Genomic DNA, 16,438 nt, shown 5'->3' with positions numbered 1-16,438 from the left:
TATAATGATAAAAATCAATATTGATGTATTATTGGTAAAACGAAAGATGAGTGTCACAGAACTTTCTCAGAAAGTGGGAATAACCATGGCAAATCTTTCCATACTTAAAAATGAAAAAGCCAAGGCAGTGCGGTTTTCGACTTTAGAAAAATTATGCGAAGCACTGGATTGTCAGCCAGGTGATATCCTGGAATATTCAAAAGATCAAAAGGTTACAAGTTAAATCATAAATAATTATGGAGGTTATCATGAAAAAATATATTTTACCATTCATTTTCATTGTTTTGGGAATCGGCTGTGCAGTAGCATATGGAATTATCGGATCAGAAGTTGCTCCGGACGGGACGCTTATGGAACCATTTTTTTTAATCCCAATGGGTTACTTATTCCTGTTCCTGAGCATTATTACGGGACTCATTGTTTTCATCAGATCCCTATATAAAAAACACAAGAATTCATATAGGGTCAACTCCTTTCATAACAATGATACCACTTCTTAAATAAAGAGCCTTCTCATGTTCAGCAATGAACTGAGAAGGCTCTTTATGATTTTATTGTTATTCTCCGAATGACACTCCCAGGCTTTTTGCCACATAGATCAGCTCCGAATGAATATCAACCTGTTTGTTTTCACCGATGACGTCTTCCAACATAGCATAGGTCATCTTGCCGTCCTGGAGGGCCACCATGCATCCGAATTTTCCGGCAGCAATAAGTTCAACCGCTGCGATGCCGTACCGGGTGGACAACAGGCGATCATAGGCAGAGGTGATGCCGCCTCGTTGGAGATGGCCTAAAACCGTATTTCGGAATTCATGATCCGGAATTCGTCCTTCCAGGTCCAACGCCAGTTTATTGCCGATCCCGCCTAAGCGCACCGGATCCGGTGAGTCACTGACAATTTTACACACTGTCAGTTCCCCACCTTTTTCTTTGGCCCCTTCGGAAACCACAATAATGCTAAAAGGAATGCCCCGCTGACTGCGCTCATTGATTTTTGCAACAATACCATCCAGTGAATAAGGTATTTCCGGAATAAGAATCACATCCGCCGACCCGGCGATGCCTGCATGGAGGGCAATCCATCCGGCATTACGCCCCATTACTTCCAGAATCATAATGCGGTGGTGGGATTCGGCGGTTGTGTGGAGTTTATCCAGAGCATCCACAACCACATCCACTGCCGAATTAAAACCAAAGGTTACATCGGTTTTTGATAAATCATTGTCAATTGTTTTGGGAACGCCAATGACATTAACCCCTTTACGAGCAAAATCCCTGGCACTGGTTAATGTACCGTCGCCGCCTAAAACAACCAGTACATCCACCCCTTCTTTTTTTAGGTTTGCAACGGCCATATCGGAAACATCTTTTTTAATCTTCTGGCCGTTCTCTTCCACCATATAGTCAAAGAGATTGTCTTTATTGGAGCTGTAGAGAATGGTTCCGCCTTTGTGGAGAATCCCCGAAACACTCTGGGCATCGAGTTTGATAAAGTCGTTGTTATAAAGACCCCGATAACCGAACTTATAACCGATGACTTCATAGCCATAGTTTGAAATCGCGGCTTTAGTAACCGCCCGAATAACGGCGTTTAGACCAGGACAGTCCCCACCGCCGGTTAAAATACCGATTTTTTTAATTGCATTCATGCATTATGCTCCATTTCATTAGTAAAATTATTAATCATCTCAATTTTTAATCAAATCATATTCATATTCGAAACGTCCGATTCATTGAAAACTATCTCAATTGTACCATTTTTAAAGCTTTGATACCATGAAATTCCCTTTAATTGCTGCTCTTTAAAAATAATTGTAAAATAATTAATATATATACAAAATAAATGATTGAAATTAATAAAATTGGTTATAAAATAAGAATAGACCTAAATTTCCATTTGTGTGAGTTTTCAATGGTTTAGGTCAAATTTGAAATATATCAGTGAGGAGAATTAGTTATGAGCATTATTCCAGTATTACGAGAGTTTAAAGGCAAAAGTCTGATTGTTTTTCCAGATGATTATGTGATTATTGACATTGAAACAACCGGGTTCAACCCCAAAAATGATGAAATCATTGAAATTGGGGCTGTAAAAGTATGCAATAATGAAATCACATCCATATTTCAATCATTAATCAAACCGAGGAATCCCATTAATAATTATATTTCTAATTTGACCGGTATTACTGATGAAATGGTTGTGGATTCCCAATCCGAAAAAGAGGTACTGGATGCCTTTACTTCTTTTGCAGCGGACAGCCTTCTAATGGGTCATAACATTAATTACGATATCAATTTCCTGTATGACCATTGCAAAGAGCATCTGGACTATTATTTTAAGAATAATTTCATTGATATCATGGATTTGTTAAGAAAAAAAACAATACCCCTTCAAAATCAGAACATCATGGCTTTATGTGAAAAATGTGCAATTCGCAACACCAATGCACACAGAGCCTTATCCGATTGTCTTGCAATCAATGATCTGTTTCAGCATTTAAAGCGCCAATATAAACCCACCCATTGCATAGGAAAATTGGATGTTCTTAATTTTAGCGCCGAGCTTGGAAGTAAGCATCCCCTGAATAAAAAGAAATGTCCGATCGGCAAAAGCGGCAGTGCGGCTCTGGTTATTTAATATACTTTAGATCATAAATCCGTCCGGGGGACAATCGTAAATCGTTGTCTGCTGCATGATCGTACAGGCAGAGCCTGTTCGTCATGATGCAGATAACTGATGTTACGATTGTCCCCCGGACTTACTTTTATGCTTAGAAACTTACTTTAGCAACAATCTCAAGACAAAAATAAGTAATTTTGACAATGCTGAATCATCGTCCTCAGGACGAGTATATTATCAGCCCCAAAAGATGCCGTTTCTTAGCTCGATCACTCCGATTATTTTTATTGCAATTACATATAAATATAATTTTGGGGCTTTTCCATGCCGATGATTAGTTTATTGATTCGGATCATTTGGTCTAGCTTTTCAATTGGAGCTTCTATGGCCTTTAATTTACAGGCTGTCAGGCAGTGATAACAGTGAATGCATTTTTCAAGATCGATGACTGCGGTATCATCCAAACTGATGGCACCGACCGGGCATTCTCTTTTGCATTTTCCGCAGCTTACACACTGTTCGGACAGAATAGTGATGGTCAGCGCTCTTTTTTTGCTGAAGTCATGAACCAATGGGTACAGCAGCTTCACCCGTATTTTCTGGTGTGAAAACATGTCGTACAGGCGCTCGCTTTTAATGGACGCAAATGCATTTGACTGCATTTGATAATAAAAGCTTTGAATAAAGGATTCACTGATGGCCGTGGGAAATGGCTCCTGGTGATGGAAATGGGGTGATACAACCTTCATCCCGCCAATAATGGGAATATCCATGGCCGCAAACAGTTTGGCGGTGTTTAAAAAAGCTTTACCTGAGGTGATGCCTGCATAATTAAGGTATAAAAATGCTTTGAAATGATAGACTTCCGGATTTAACAGCATTTCTTCAAACAACCGCTGCATGGGTTCCAGCAGATCCATATGATAAGCCGGGGAACCAAATCCCACAACATCCGCTTCTTTTAGCTTGTTAAAAATGATATCATAGTTATTTCGATTCGTTCCCAACCCCAGATCCAATAGCTCTGCTGTATGCCCGTTTTTCTCAATGGCCGTCTTCAAAACCTCGGATGTTTTTCGTGTGGAGCCATTGGGAGAAATATAAATTAACTTAAAATTCATTGCGAGCTCCTTATTGAATCGGTATTTTAGGTAATTGCAAAATTAACGTCTCAAACACAAATTTTCAAATCCCCTAAAACAAAAGTTTATTTGATTTTTATAAATTATCGTTGATTATGCCTTAACACTATGGTTTATCCTATCAGAACGGATAATAAATAACAATGATAATTAGAGAAATAAAAGGCCTGAGCCAAGCAAACTTATGGCTCTATTCAAGGATTTGGTAATCGGCGGGATAACTCGGCCTGCTGAGAAACGTTTAACAGAATAAGCCGATCTTCCCTTCAGCATTTTCAGCAAGACAACCAATTGAGTAAACTTTGCTTTAGACAATATAAAAAATAGGTTTACATGGATAATTGAAAGCTTATTGGTTATATAATAATTATAAAGAAAATTTGTGCCATTTACTGAAAATAAAAAGTTTATGAGTAAGGAGAATTATTTATGAGTACACGTGAAGCCATGAGAGCATATAAAGGTCAACATCTTGTTGAATTTCCCAATGATTATGTGATAATTGATATCGAAACCACAGGTTTTAACCCCAAATTCTGTGAAATCATAGAGATTGGAGCGGTTAGAGTATGTGATGATAAAATCACTTCTATCTTTCAATCAATGGTCCGACCAAAGAACCCCATTAATTCTTATATTACAAATTTGACAGGGATCACCAACAATATGATTGCTGATGCCAATCCCATTGAGGCAGTATTGGATTCTTTCCTTTCTTTTATTGGAGACACTGTTTTAGTTGGGCATAACGTTAATTCGGATATTAATTTTTTATATGATTATTGCGAAATGTATCTTTCGAGCCATTTAAGCAATGATTTTATCGATATTCGTGAACTGTTCAGAGAACAGCAAAGTTCAGCACTCAATCATAAACTTGCAACCATGTGTGAAAAATGCGCGATTCAAAATACCAACACTCATCGAGCCCTTACGGATTGCCTGGCAGCCTATAACCTGTATCATTCATTGAAGATGCATGATGGTCCCATTGCCTGTGTGGAAGAATTGGATACCCTTAATCTTGCCTCGGAGTTTAAGATTAAGCATTCACCATATAAAAGAAAATGTCATCGCAAAGAAGCCGGTGTTGATAAATCTTTTCGTGTTTCCAGGGCCCTTTACCCATAAACAAGTAATATTAGATTGTTAAAAAAAACACCATTTCCCAACGGCCTGGCCGTTTGCGTATCCGTAGACACAAATCGGTCAGCCAGGGAGATGGCTGTTTTTTTTCGCGCAAAATTCCAGCATCAGCAATTACACGGTTGACAATGATAATCAACCTTCTTTGCTTCCTAATTCTGAAGTTTCGCAAGATTGCACTTCTGGGTTACCCGTGATTGCAATTGATCCATCACTATCTCTTCGTTCTTTATACAGGCACTTCTGCAGCATTTTCCAAACTCAATACCAGTGCTGTTAGGGTTTTGTGTTGGCAGTCTTGTTTCAGTTGATTGCATAATGCTTCATAGGCAGCACCGCTAAACCCTTTAAACGGCGGGTTAACAATCATCAGCATGGGATGCTTTACCTGGGCCACCGCATACTCAAGTCGGACGTATTCGTCGTCCGTCAGATCTTTCACCGGGGTTTTGAGCTTATCCTGAAAGCCGGCTTTTTTAGCCACTTCATCGATCCGCATTAATTTGTCCTTAGCTCGGAGCAGCGCGAGTTTCAAAACCGCTGCCACGCTTTTATTTAAATAACGGTCTTTAGGATTTTTGAAAATTTCCGCATACTCCCGGTTTCGCAGCTCTTTGAATTCGGCTTTCTTTGAGGCATTAAAGCTGCGGCGATTAAAGGTCAGAACCTCATGTGTTCCCAGGGTTTGGCCGGTTATCATGTTCAGGAATGATTTTTTTGCTTCCGCTGAAACAAAAGACACTTCCTCATAGGCGTGCTTTTCGATGGCAAACAGTTTTTCATTTCCCCGGCGTATTTTCAAAAGGGAAAAATCCCGATAACTGTCAATGGTTTGACCCGATTTTCTAAAAACCTCCAGCATGGCCAGAGTCATATCGTTTACCAGCGCAAAATCCTCAATGGTGAAAACGCCGTTTTTCTTATTGATCAGTTCCAGTGCCCCAAAGACTTCTTTTTCATCAATCCCCAGCGGCACTGCAATTTCCGAGGTGATGGTAATGCCCATGGCCTGGTCCATGCCTTCAAAGGGCAGGTTGTACCGCTGTGAATCCCGGATGAAATATGGCAGGCCCTCAAAGACGCACTGGGCCGCGATGCCGTTTCCCTTGCGCAGTTTCAACTGATAGAATTCGTCGGCCGCAGGACTTTTAATGAGCAGCGGATAGATGTACGCCCCTTTCCCATCACTGTCCTTTAGCCAGAGAATGGCCGCAAGAGCCTCAGTTACCATCAGAAGTTCGTCCATGGTTGTGCTGAGAAGCCGCGGAATAGCGGTACTTGCCTGAATCTGAGATTGAAACTGTTCCATGCACTCATCATGGTTGAGACGCCTTTCCGCTGTGAAATCCTTAAAGATCCTGGACTTGAGACTGTCTGTAGTTTCCCGTATGACCCGGGTCCCTTCGAGATTTCCGAATGCATCAAAATTCACCTCAGCCAGACCGTGAATGTTGATAAAGCGCTTTTTGGCATACCGGTTCAGCGGTGCGGTGCGGCTGATATATGAGACGTAGCTGGCTTTTCGGGTGGGATCATCGGCATGGACAATGTATTCGAAACGGTCTGTTTTCAGAGCTTCCTTCTGGGCATTATTCATGGTATACCAGCAGTAAGGCTGGGCATTGACGCAATAGGCCCTGGTGTTTTGATGAAGACGATTGATGAAAACATAGGTTGCCAGATTGCCGCCTTTGGAATGTCCCAGAATATTGCGCTCACCGAAAATTCCTTGCATGTGGGCATCATAAAAACTCATGGCTCTGTGATGATGCTCGGTAATAACCCCTAGCGACGCTGCAAAGCAGCCACCCCAGTCCAGCACCAGACTGGACGGATACATCTGCTCACAGCCGCTGAAGGTGACGGCGCCATTGTTTTCACTGTCCTCGAAAGCAAGACCCACAAAACTGGTTTTTGGTTTTTCCAGAGTGTTTCCGAAGGGTCCGTGATTGTCGTTCATATAACCGGTGATCAGAATGTCCCCCAGGTTTTCGCTGGTTGCATAGATTCTCCTGAAGTATCCCTGGCGCAATTTCATAAATTGCCGACCATGCTGAGACTTGTTGACGAACCCGGGATACATGGAATGGCTGCACTGATCCAGAAGGTCGATGTAAACATCCAGTTTCATCGGTGTTTCCCGGGAGATGCTTGATTTCAACGCAGGGGGAAGGTGAAAATAGACCAATTCCAGCAACAGGTATTTTTCCACATCCAGCAAATTGCACATTTTCAGGCTCATAACATTCCCCCTTCGGACCTTTTTAAAGATTTATTGTGTTTAACATTATTTGAATATTAATTATGCATATTATACTAAATATAAAGAATTTTCACAATCCTATGACGCCAATAACAGGTTTTATTTCACAAATAAAACTGGAGACAATGGCAAGGTCACTTTATCGGTATCATGATACCGATAAAGATTTACCGTTGTCCCCAGGGCGATTTTCTCAGCAACACCAGGTTTTAATCAATATTCTGGATATCGACTAATATTTCATTGCGTCTGAAAGTTGGCGGTGTAAATGGCGGATTGTAGCGTGCTAAACGAAAGCCGCCGATGGTTTTGATATCTTTGTCAACCAGCCATTTTTGTAGTTTCTCCAGATGCTTATCAATTTTTTCGCTGCTGATGGAACCTGAAAAAGAAATAACAGCACAAAGTCGGTCTTCTCTTGTTTTTATTTTGATTCGGGAATTGTCCGGATCCGGCAGGCTTTCCCTGGTAAAGTGATGCGGCATCACAAATTCGGTGGTAACGCTTCCGTTTTCGAGCTCATTAATTACCGGAACCGTCATGTCAATTTTTTCTTTTTTTGAATTGCTGCCGCTAATGTATTCGAAAATCTGTCCAAATCCGTTTGTATCGGTCATGCTGACCTCGTCGACTGCGGCGGTAAAATAGTCTTCATAGGATCGTATTTCAAATGCACCATCTTTTTCAAGCACCTTATATGCCGGGGTTTCATGATGTGCCATTGCAAATCCTCCTTTACTGTTTATATAGTATTACTACCCATTTATAAAATCATATTCAGAGGATTATAAAAATCATGTCAATCAATGGCGATCCTTAATTAGACTGCTCAATTTATCGGTGCATTTTGAAAAATGCCATCGGTTTGACCAATGATCACATCAGCAGGTCCATATACGAATCAAAGGCTTCCTCGCTGAAACGCTCAAAATTTACTCTGGCAAAATCCGGGGTTAACGGGTATTGTTCCTTGAATTCATTCCAGTTGAATAAATATTGGGATGAAGGTTTGGGAACCAGATTCGGATCAAAGACAAAATCTTCGCTATTTAGGGGGGTTCCAAAGGATTCTCCGGCGTTGTCATAGGTCGCATAATCACGGACAAATGCTGTCAGTGCGGCCAGGGATTCCAGATTCACCTCTTTCATCGTCAATGGGTTCTTATCAAAATCAAAGATATAGCCGCCGCCGGGGAGCATAATGTCCAGGAATCGTTTGGCCCGATCCACAATCTGGACAGGGCTATCGGTTTTAAGGGAACTGCATGGGAATAAACCGGTCAGCATAAATTTCTTGCCCAGTTTGTCTTTAATGATTTGGGGATCTCCGTATTCAAACATCAACTGAGTGCCTCCGGGGATTTCGGATAATAAAATATCCAGATAACGGGTCCAGTCGGTTTCGCAGAACATATGAGCTCTGACCCCCAGGGCGGCATACTGCTGAAGCATTCTTTTGCAGGATGGCAGCCAGACTTCCGAAAAATCTTTTTCTCCCATGAAAGTCGGCATATGCAGTGGTATGAATACGCCGCCTTCGGGATGTGGATTTTTAGGAAGTCCCCAGTGAAAAAGCAATGGCATCAATACGTCCGCAGCTTCTATAATCAGTGCTCGGTGCCGTCTCAGATCCAGACTGATACCCGTAAACCCCCTAAGCTGATCGGCAATGAAGTCCATGGGCGCTTCTGTGTAATTCAATGAACCTTTGGGGCTTCCCACATAATAACCATGGGTCTGAATCAGATCTTGTGCCATTTGACCGATAACCTTGTTCTTATTTTGAAGGGATAGTTTTCCCATTTGGATTGATATAGACATTTTGATAGGATTTTTGGGGTCAAGATTTTTATTCTGTCTCGGAATAACGGTTTCAACCAGATAATCGAAGGGGTTCTCGATTAATTGGGAATACTCGTCATCCTTCATCCCCACAACTTCCGGATGTTGAACATAGCCGTTCTTTCCCATTACAAAGGTTTTCGAACCGAACAATTGGTAGAAAGGAAGGTGTCTTGTCACAAGCGGACATGCCATAAGCACAGGACATCGGTCAGAATAAATTTCACGGCAGATTTCTCTTGCAGGATTTTTAAGTTTTGAATAGTCATATTGGAAATCAAACAGATTCTGGCCATCATATTCTGCCAGCAGGTGATTGGGCAGGCTGACACCAATGGGCATACGGTCCGGGATTTTATTTGCATAAAAATCCTGGTACAGTCTGCCTCTTTCCAACTGTAATTTTAAAAGATCAGTCATTATTTTCCCCTTTCTTGAATGATGAATTGTTCATTGATGCTGTGCTATCGATATTAAAGTGTTGACTGTGGATTTATACAAATTAACGCTTTTTTACAAACCCCTATTCACTCGAAAATTAGGGATCGTTTAAAGAATTTCATGGATTCAATTCATTAATTTTATTTTGAAATAAACGATTTGTTTTTATTATAGCTTATGAACAAAACGAAAGTAAAGGATATCCTATCTTTCATTTATTTTTTTATTTTCTCTACTAGTCTGTTAACTTGGTTAGAAAATTGGGTATAACGTTGATGTAAATGTTTATGGTTCATAAATTCAAAGGAGGAAGTGAAAATGAATACTGATGTTTTAGGCAATGTGACCAAGGGCAGAAAAGGCCTGGGGATTGTGGTATCTATCCTGATGGTTCTCCTTGGTGTTGGGGTCTTCTTTGCTCCCCAGTTTTTTGTATCCATGATGATCTGGTTATTTATTATCGGCATCATGATTTATGGCGTATTTCTGATTTTCGATTTTGCCAGAAGCGAGGTTAAAAATGGTTGGAATCTTACTGCCGGGATTTTGGCAGTCATTCTTGGTTTCTTATTGCTTTTTTCGCCAACACTTGCCCAAGCCGAAACCTTCGCATTTATGCTGGCTTTCATGACACTGTTCACTGGGATTAACCAAGTTACCGCATCATCTGTGTTGAAAAAACAGGGCGGTGAAAACACCGGATGGCTTACGGCAGCCGGAGTTATTAATATTCTTCTGGGGTTCTTCTTTCTTTTCAACCCCTACGTCATGCTATTCACCTTTTATATTGTTGCCGGTATTTATTTAATCGTCAGCGGTATCGCATTATTTGCTTCAACCATGTCAAGTAAGCCGACTGCTGTTTAAGACCGAATCGAAGGCACAGGATTTCACTTTGAATCCTGTGCCTTAGCTTTTTTGATTTAACCGTCTTGGGGACACTGGTAAATCGTTGTCGGCTGTATAATCGTACAAGCTATGATGCCGACAACTGATGTTACCAAAGTCCCCGGGACTAATTTTTTTATGCTTTTAATATCAATTTAAAAATCAGTTCTCAGAATTATTCTAAACCAAGGCCATTGGCAATATTAAGGATAATCACAAGCATAACCACCAGTTGATATACTCTGAGAACCCTTTTTTCAGATAAAACACCACTGAGTCGTGCCCCAAGGAATCCCCCGATCATTGCTGCGGGAATAATATAGGCCAATAAACTTAAATCAAAGGCTTCATACCCGGTTGTCAAACCAATGGTAATTAATGTCGATAGCTGGGAGAAGAAAATAGTGATAATAGAATAGACTGTGGCATCCTTAATGGGAATGCCAAAACAAAGCATCAGCAATGCCACGTTAATGGGCCCCCCGCCAATCCCCAACAAGGTTGAAAGAAACCCGAGGAATAATCCGAGGGCTAAATACCAGCCCATTTTTTTGAGCTTCCAGGATTTCCATTTTTTTATGGTGTAAAGCAATGCAAATACCAGGGATAAAACCGTTAGAATAATCTGAATCCACTGTACCGTTGATTCAGATGCGAAAAAATCCAGTAGCTGGGAAAAAGCACTCTGGCCTAAAACGCCTCCTAAAAAAGAACCAAAAGATATCAGTAACGCCAATTTTATTTTAACATCGATGGGATTTTTAAATTGCTGCCAGGTGGCAACAATGGCCATGGTAAAAACCGCTATACTGGAATAAAATGAAATTTCGTTTAATGAGTGCACACCGATGGCATCCAGCATCGGCTTGATGATAACGCCGCCGCCCATTCCTGAAATTGCCCCCACCGTGTTTGCCAAAACAATGACTAAAAAATAAAGGATACCAATTTGCATCTCCAACACTTCACTTTCTTAAAACCGGAGTTCGCTAAAATTTAGACTGTTAACCGTTCCTTATTTTGAGCCTATTCGAATTTTTATTATTTCTACCCCAAACAATATTTTTCAATCAAAGCAAGTGTTCTATGCGATAAAATACTAGTTTGTAAATAATCATCATTTTATTGTAAAACGCATGGTAGACTATTTAAAATTTGGGTAGACAAACTATAACTTAAATTTGTTATGGCATTATTCTCTTTTAACTTTAATGCCATAACAAATTAAGAACAAATCTGAAAAACAGATACGTTGAAAGGAGCGAAATATGCATGGACCAATTGATTTTATCGTCGTAGGTTTTGAAGGAAATAAGTTTAATGGCGAGGTATTGGATGCTTTGGGGGAAGCGGTTGAAAAAAAGATTATTGATGTACTTGATATTGCAGTGATCGCCAAAGATGAAGAGGGCCAAGTACATGCAATTGAACTGAGTAACTTGGACAACGATTTAGCCCGTGCGATTGATTTAACTCATGTATCGAATTCGGGGTTAATTTCCTTGGAGGATACCGACGAGGTCGCTGAACTCCTTGATAACAACAGTGCTGCTGGGTTATTGATCATCGAACAATTATGGGCCAAGGATCTCAAGAAAGCGTTGCTCAGCGCCAATGGCCGATTATTATCAGAAGGCCGCATCCATCCTGACGCCGCAGGTGAAATTGAAACAAAGGAGGCAATGTAAATGCCGGGATTATTAAGAGGAATGGCTAGAACCGCCGCAGTTGTCGGCACGGCAAGTGCAGTATCCGGTCGGGTTCAGCACAAACAGCAGCAAAAATATGCAGCCCAGGATCAACAAGCCTATCAGGCTCAAATGGCACAGCAGCAGGCTCAACAAACTGCAGCACCAACTCCGGGGTTTGATGATCAAATGGCTCAACTAACTCAACTCGCTCAATTGAAAGATCAGGGGATCATATCTTCTGCTGAATTTGAAGCAAAAAAGAAACAAATACTAGGCTTGTAAAATCACCTTGTATGTAATACCCGTCCTGAGGATAATAGCAAATCGTTGTCTGCTTATGCACGTTCAGGTTATGACCTGTACGCCATAATACAGATACCAGATGTTGCAATTATCCCCAGGACTTACTTTTTATATTGGGATTATTATTTATCGTTATAAGCTTTAAGACCATGTAATCCCTCAATCCTTCGCTAGGATGCAAACTACTGGTGGCACAATCGCCCCCATGACTTACTTTTCTACAATCCGAATAATCTAAGGAGACAACCATGAAAATCATAGATACGACTTCCCACCCCTTTATAAATCTATCTAAATATATTAATATGACGAAGGGGGTATGGATGCAATGGATCTGAACTTTCATCTTCTGGCCAAGCCCTCCGGGGCAGCCTGTAACCTCAACTGCAAGTACTGTTTCTTTCTGTCGAAGGAAAATCTCTATCAAGAGAATGAGAGTCCACTTATGGACGAAGCGACCCTTGATATTTACATCCGGCAGCTTATTATGACGTCTGACCGTCCAGAAATTCAGATAACCTGGCAGGGCGGCGAGCCCATGCTCCGGGGACTGGACTTCTTTAAGCGGTCTGTTGAACTGGCAAATCAATACCGCAAGTCCCACCAGCAGATCTTCCACTCCATTCAAACTAACGGCACCCTCATCGATGATTCCTGGGCGGCATTTTTTAAGAAAAATAATTACCTGGTTGGGCTGAGCCTTGACGGACCCCGGGAGCTTCATGATGTTTACCGGGTGGGAAAGGATGGCCAGGGCAGCTTTGACGCGGTGATCCAGGGCTGGAATTGTCTCCAGAAGCACGGTGTAGATGTTAATATTCTCTGCACCATCCATAAAGCCAATGCGGATTATCCTCTGGAGGTTTATCACTTTTTCAGAGACACCTTAAAGGCACAATACATCCAGCTGATTCCCATTGTCGAGCGGGCCACCGCGGACACCATCGCCCTTGCCAACCAGGGTTGGGGTGAAACCGCTGACAAGACCAGGCCCCTTTACCGGCAGGCAGGCAATCTGGTGACTGACCGCTCCGTAACCGCCGAAAAGTTTGGCCAGTTTCTCACTACCATTTTTGATGAGTGGGTAAACCAAGATGTCGGAACTGTATTCGTGAATACCTTTGACATCGCCCTGGGCAGCTGGCTGGGCCAGCACAACGCCTGTATCAGCGCCCCGACCTGTGGCACCGCTTTAGTCCTTGAACACAATGGCGATGTGTACTCCTGTGATCATTTTGTGGAACCGGAATACCACCTTGGCAATATCAGGGACACGTCCCTTAAAGCCTTAGTTACCTCAAAGCAACAGCACCGCTTCGGCCAATATAAGTACGATACCCTCCCTAAATATTGCCGGGAATGTCCGGTACTCTTCGCCTGTTACGGCGAGTGCCCCCGAAATCGTTTCATCAAAACACCTGCCGGAGAAGATGGGCTGAACTATCTCTGTGCCGGATACCGATCGTTCTTCACCCATATCGATGGTTCCATGAAGACTATGGCGGAGCTCCTGCGGCAGGGGCGTTTTGCCGATGAAATTATGACCCAAAATGCCGATAGTCATCCCTAGAATTCTTATAAAATCCCACAGCTTCTATTTAACACAATCAAAAAAATACAAAGGAGAAGGATATTATGTCAACAAAAAAATTCAATGGCGTTATCAAACTCGATGTCCGGGATTCCACTCCGGATTGGGAACTCTATAAACACACGGTTCCCCCTGAAGGTTCCCCGAACATTCTGTTTATTCTTTATGATGATACGGGTCTTGCCACCTGGTCACCATTCGGCGGCGGAGTTAACATGCCGACCTTACAGAAACTGGCAGACCAGGGACTGATGTACTCCCAGTGGCATACTACGGCGTTGTGTGCCCCCACCCGATCAACCCTTCTGACCGGTCGCAATCACCACCTTAACGGGTTTGCCTCGATCACCGAAGCATCAAACGGTTACCCGGGACAGCATTGCCATCTCCCTGAGGAATGTGCCACCATTGGGCAACTCCTCCAGGATGCCGGCTGGAGTACCTTTTGGGTGGGTAAGAATCACAACGTACCCGAAACAGATCTTGGATCCGGTGCATCCCGAAAATATTGGCCTCTTCAACAAGGATTCGATCGGTTCTATGGCTTCCTTGGAGGCGAAACCAGCCAGTGGTATCCCAGTCTGGTTGAGGACAATCATATTATCGATCAGCCCTACAGCCCCGAGGAAGGTTATCATCTTTCAAAAGACCTTGCGGATCAGGCGCTGCAAATGATCAAGGATCAGAAGGCCAGCAACCCCTCAAAACCCTGGTACATGTGGTTCTGTCCCGGAGCCAACCACGCTCCCCACCAGGCTCCACAGGAATACATCGACAAATACAAGGGCCGGTTCGACAACGGTTACGAAGCTTATCGGGATTGGGTCCTGCCACGGATGATCGAAAAAGGACTACTCCCGAAGGATACCCAGCTCACCCCAGCCAACCCGCTGCCAGACGATGTGGCGTACCCTCCAGACAATGTGCGACCCTGGAATACACTCAGTAAAGATGAGCAAAAATTATTCTCCCGTCTGGCCGAAGCGTTTGCGGGATTCTCTGAATATACCGATGTTCAGGTTGGCCGGATCATTGCCTACCTGGAGGAAAGTGGCCAGCTCGACAACACCATTGTTTTATATGCTGCTGATAACGGTGCCTCGGGTGAAGGCAGTCCCGATGGCTCGGTGAACGAAAACAAGCTTTTTAACAGCTATCCCGATGAGTTAGACGAGAATATAAAGTATATTGATGTTTTAGGCAGCCCCGACACTTACAACCATTATCCTACGGGATGGGCCACTGCATTTTCCACGCCATTCAAAATGTTTAAACGGTACTCGGAATTTGCAGGCGGCACCTGTGATCCATTGGTGATTTCCTGGCCAAAAGGGATCAAGGCCCTTGGTGAGGTGCGTAACCAGTACCATCATTCCACCGATATCGTTCCGACATTGCTGGAGCTCTGCGGTCTGGAAATGCCCAAGGTCTACAAAGGTGTCGAACAGCTTCCCCTTTCAGGCATTTCACTGGCCTATACCTTTGGAGCCGAAAAGGATGAACAGACCAGAAAAAAACGCCAGTATTATGCAATGATGGGTACCCGGGCAATCTGGGAGGACGGCTGGAAGGCCATCGCGCTCCATGCACCGGCGCCATCCGATAAAGGCCATTTTGAGGATGATTTGTGGGAACTCTATCACGTTGATTCGGATCCTGCCGAATCAAAAAATCTGGCCATCGAGTATCCAGAAAAGCTCCAGTCACTTATTAAATCCTGGTTTGACGAAGCGGAGAAGAATCTGGTCCTACCGCTGGATGATCGCAATGCCGTTGAGATTTTAACAACCCCACGGCCATCGGAAGAAGCATCAAGGGAACGTTATATCTACTATCCTGATACTTCGGAAGTCCCCGAGAGTGTTGCCGTCAACGTTCGCGGCCGTTCATTCAAAATACTTGCTGATGTGGAAATCATCGACCCGGATTGTTCTGGTGTAATCTTTGCACACGGTTCCAGGTTCGGAGGTCATGCTTTGTTCATTAAGGACAAGAAGGTGCACTACGTCTATAACTTCCTAGGTATTAAGCCGGAGCAAAAGTTCATCTCCTCAGAACTCAAACCCGGTAAGTATGTCTTTGGCATGGAGTTCATTCGTGAGGGTATGGGCGAGCATCACGAATCTCTGGGCAATACGAAACTTTATGTCAATGAGACCGTTATGGCAGAAGGCCCTATGCGCACCCAGACTGGGAAGTTCACTCTGTGCGGAGATGGTTTGTGTGTCGGCAGGGATAGCGGGGATTCTGTCAGTGAGGATTATAAGTCTCCTGGGAAGTTCACTGGAGGAAAGATCCAATTTGTTGGCGTTACGATTGAAAAAGACCAATATCGCAACCTCGAAAAATTAGCTGCCGCAGCATTTGCTGTCGATTAAACATCATGAAGACCGAAAACCTATGTCATTAGTTTAGTCAGTAGTTCAAAATAAAAATAAATCAAAAAAGTAAGTCCTGGGGACAAACGTAACATCAGTTATCCCCAGGACGATTAAACCAAAAACTTGT

General features: G+C 42.8%; 15 protein-coding genes. 9 read left to right on the top strand and 6 right to left on the bottom strand.

The genetic code is table 11. From position 1 onward, the window contains the following. The first annotated feature begins 1 nt into the window (after window position 1). Both AKG39_RS11505 and AKG39_RS11500 read left to right on the top strand, forming a co-directional pair. Entirely contained in the window at window positions 2-223 is a 222-nt protein-coding gene (locus AKG39_RS11505; protein WP_050740574.1) for a helix-turn-helix domain-containing protein, read from the top strand. A gap of 25 nt (window positions 224-248) precedes the next feature. Then, complete coding sequence (locus AKG39_RS11500; protein ID WP_050740543.1) at window positions 249-500, top strand: DUF3955 domain-containing protein; 252 nt, start codon at window positions 249-251, stop codon at window positions 498-500. A gap of 57 nt (window positions 501-557) precedes the next feature. On the opposite strand, the gene AKG39_RS11495 is transcribed toward AKG39_RS11500, so the two are convergent. Then, on the bottom strand, window positions 558-1,652 hold the full coding sequence (locus AKG39_RS11495; protein ID WP_050740542.1) for a 6-phosphofructokinase: 1,095 nt from the start codon (window positions 1,650-1,652) through the stop codon (window positions 558-560). Between the two features lie 308 nt (window positions 1,653-1,960). Between AKG39_RS11495 and AKG39_RS11490 the strand changes: the two genes are divergently transcribed. After that, window positions 1,961-2,641 carry a 3'-5' exonuclease gene (locus tag AKG39_RS11490; RefSeq protein WP_050740541.1) on the top strand — a complete coding sequence of 227 codons (681 nt, stop codon included), beginning with the start codon at window positions 1,961-1,963 and terminating at the stop codon, window positions 2,639-2,641. Window positions 2,642-2,916: 275 nt separating this feature from the next. Here the strand turns inward: AKG39_RS11490 and AKG39_RS11485 are convergent, their stop codons facing one another. Beyond that, a complete protein-coding gene (locus AKG39_RS11485; RefSeq protein ID WP_050740540.1) occupies window positions 2,917-3,744 on the bottom strand; it encodes an EFR1 family ferrodoxin in 828 nt (275 codons plus the stop codon). A gap of 450 nt (window positions 3,745-4,194) precedes the next feature. Here AKG39_RS11485 and AKG39_RS11480 point away from each other — a divergent pair, with 450 nt between their 5' ends. Continuing rightward, entirely contained in the window at window positions 4,195-4,896 is a 702-nt protein-coding gene (locus AKG39_RS11480) for a 3'-5' exonuclease (RefSeq protein ID WP_050740539.1), read from the top strand. 244 nt (window positions 4,897-5,140) lie between these two features. On the opposite strand, the gene AKG39_RS11475 is transcribed toward AKG39_RS11480, so the two are convergent. The 3 genes from AKG39_RS11475 to AKG39_RS11465 form a co-directional block, all read right to left on the bottom strand. Continuing rightward, a complete protein-coding gene (locus AKG39_RS11475; RefSeq protein ID WP_050740538.1) occupies window positions 5,141-7,153 on the bottom strand; it encodes a GAF domain-containing protein in 2,013 nt (670 codons plus the stop codon). A 230-nt stretch (window positions 7,154-7,383) separates the two neighbouring features. Beyond that, the gene (locus AKG39_RS11470) at window positions 7,384-7,896 is read right to left on the bottom strand and encodes an SOUL family heme-binding protein (protein WP_050740537.1); all 513 of its coding nucleotides are present in this window, start codon (window positions 7,894-7,896) and stop codon (window positions 7,384-7,386) included. Between the two features lie 154 nt (window positions 7,897-8,050). Next, window positions 8,051-9,436, bottom strand: a complete 1,386-nt coding sequence (locus AKG39_RS11465; RefSeq protein WP_050740536.1) for a uroporphyrinogen decarboxylase/cobalamine-independent methonine synthase family protein — start codon at window positions 9,434-9,436, stop codon at window positions 8,051-8,053. Window positions 9,437-9,775: 339 nt separating this feature from the next. Here AKG39_RS11465 and AKG39_RS11460 point away from each other — a divergent pair, with 339 nt between their 5' ends. Beyond that, window positions 9,776-10,324, top strand: coding sequence for an HdeD family acid-resistance protein (locus AKG39_RS11460; protein ID WP_050740535.1), 549 nt, complete (start codon window positions 9,776-9,778; stop codon window positions 10,322-10,324). A 196-nt stretch (window positions 10,325-10,520) separates the two neighbouring features. Here the strand turns inward: AKG39_RS11460 and AKG39_RS11455 are convergent, their stop codons facing one another. After that, a complete protein-coding gene (locus tag AKG39_RS11455; protein WP_050740534.1) occupies window positions 10,521-11,300 on the bottom strand; it encodes a sulfite exporter TauE/SafE family protein in 780 nt (259 codons plus the stop codon). Window positions 11,301-11,613: 313 nt separating this feature from the next. Here AKG39_RS11455 and AKG39_RS11450 point away from each other — a divergent pair, with 313 nt between their 5' ends. From AKG39_RS11450 to AKG39_RS11435, 4 genes are all read left to right on the top strand, one after another. Then, window positions 11,614-12,033, top strand: a complete 420-nt coding sequence (locus AKG39_RS11450; RefSeq protein WP_050740533.1) for a DUF6325 family protein — start codon at window positions 11,614-11,616, stop codon at window positions 12,031-12,033. Beyond that, on the top strand, window positions 12,034-12,318 hold the full coding sequence (locus tag AKG39_RS11445; protein ID WP_050740532.1) for an SHOCT domain-containing protein: 285 nt from the start codon (window positions 12,034-12,036) through the stop codon (window positions 12,316-12,318). Window positions 12,319-12,667: 349 nt separating this feature from the next. Next, on the top strand, window positions 12,668-13,909 hold the full coding sequence (locus AKG39_RS11440) for an anaerobic sulfatase maturase (protein WP_201780276.1): 1,242 nt from the start codon (window positions 12,668-12,670) through the stop codon (window positions 13,907-13,909). A gap of 65 nt (window positions 13,910-13,974) precedes the next feature. Further along, window positions 13,975-16,308: an arylsulfatase gene (locus tag AKG39_RS11435; protein ID WP_050740530.1), complete on the top strand. Its 2,334-nt coding sequence runs from the start codon at window positions 13,975-13,977 to the stop codon at window positions 16,306-16,308. The last annotated feature ends 130 nt before the right edge of the window (window positions 16,309-16,438 follow it).

Origin of the sequence: Acetobacterium bakii (assembly GCF_001263355.1) — a bacterium.
Lineage (GTDB): Bacteria > Bacillota > Clostridia > Eubacteriales > Eubacteriaceae > Acetobacterium > Acetobacterium bakii.
The sequence above is the reverse complement of the archived record's forward strand: the minus strand, read 5'-3'. Positions and strand labels throughout refer to the sequence as shown.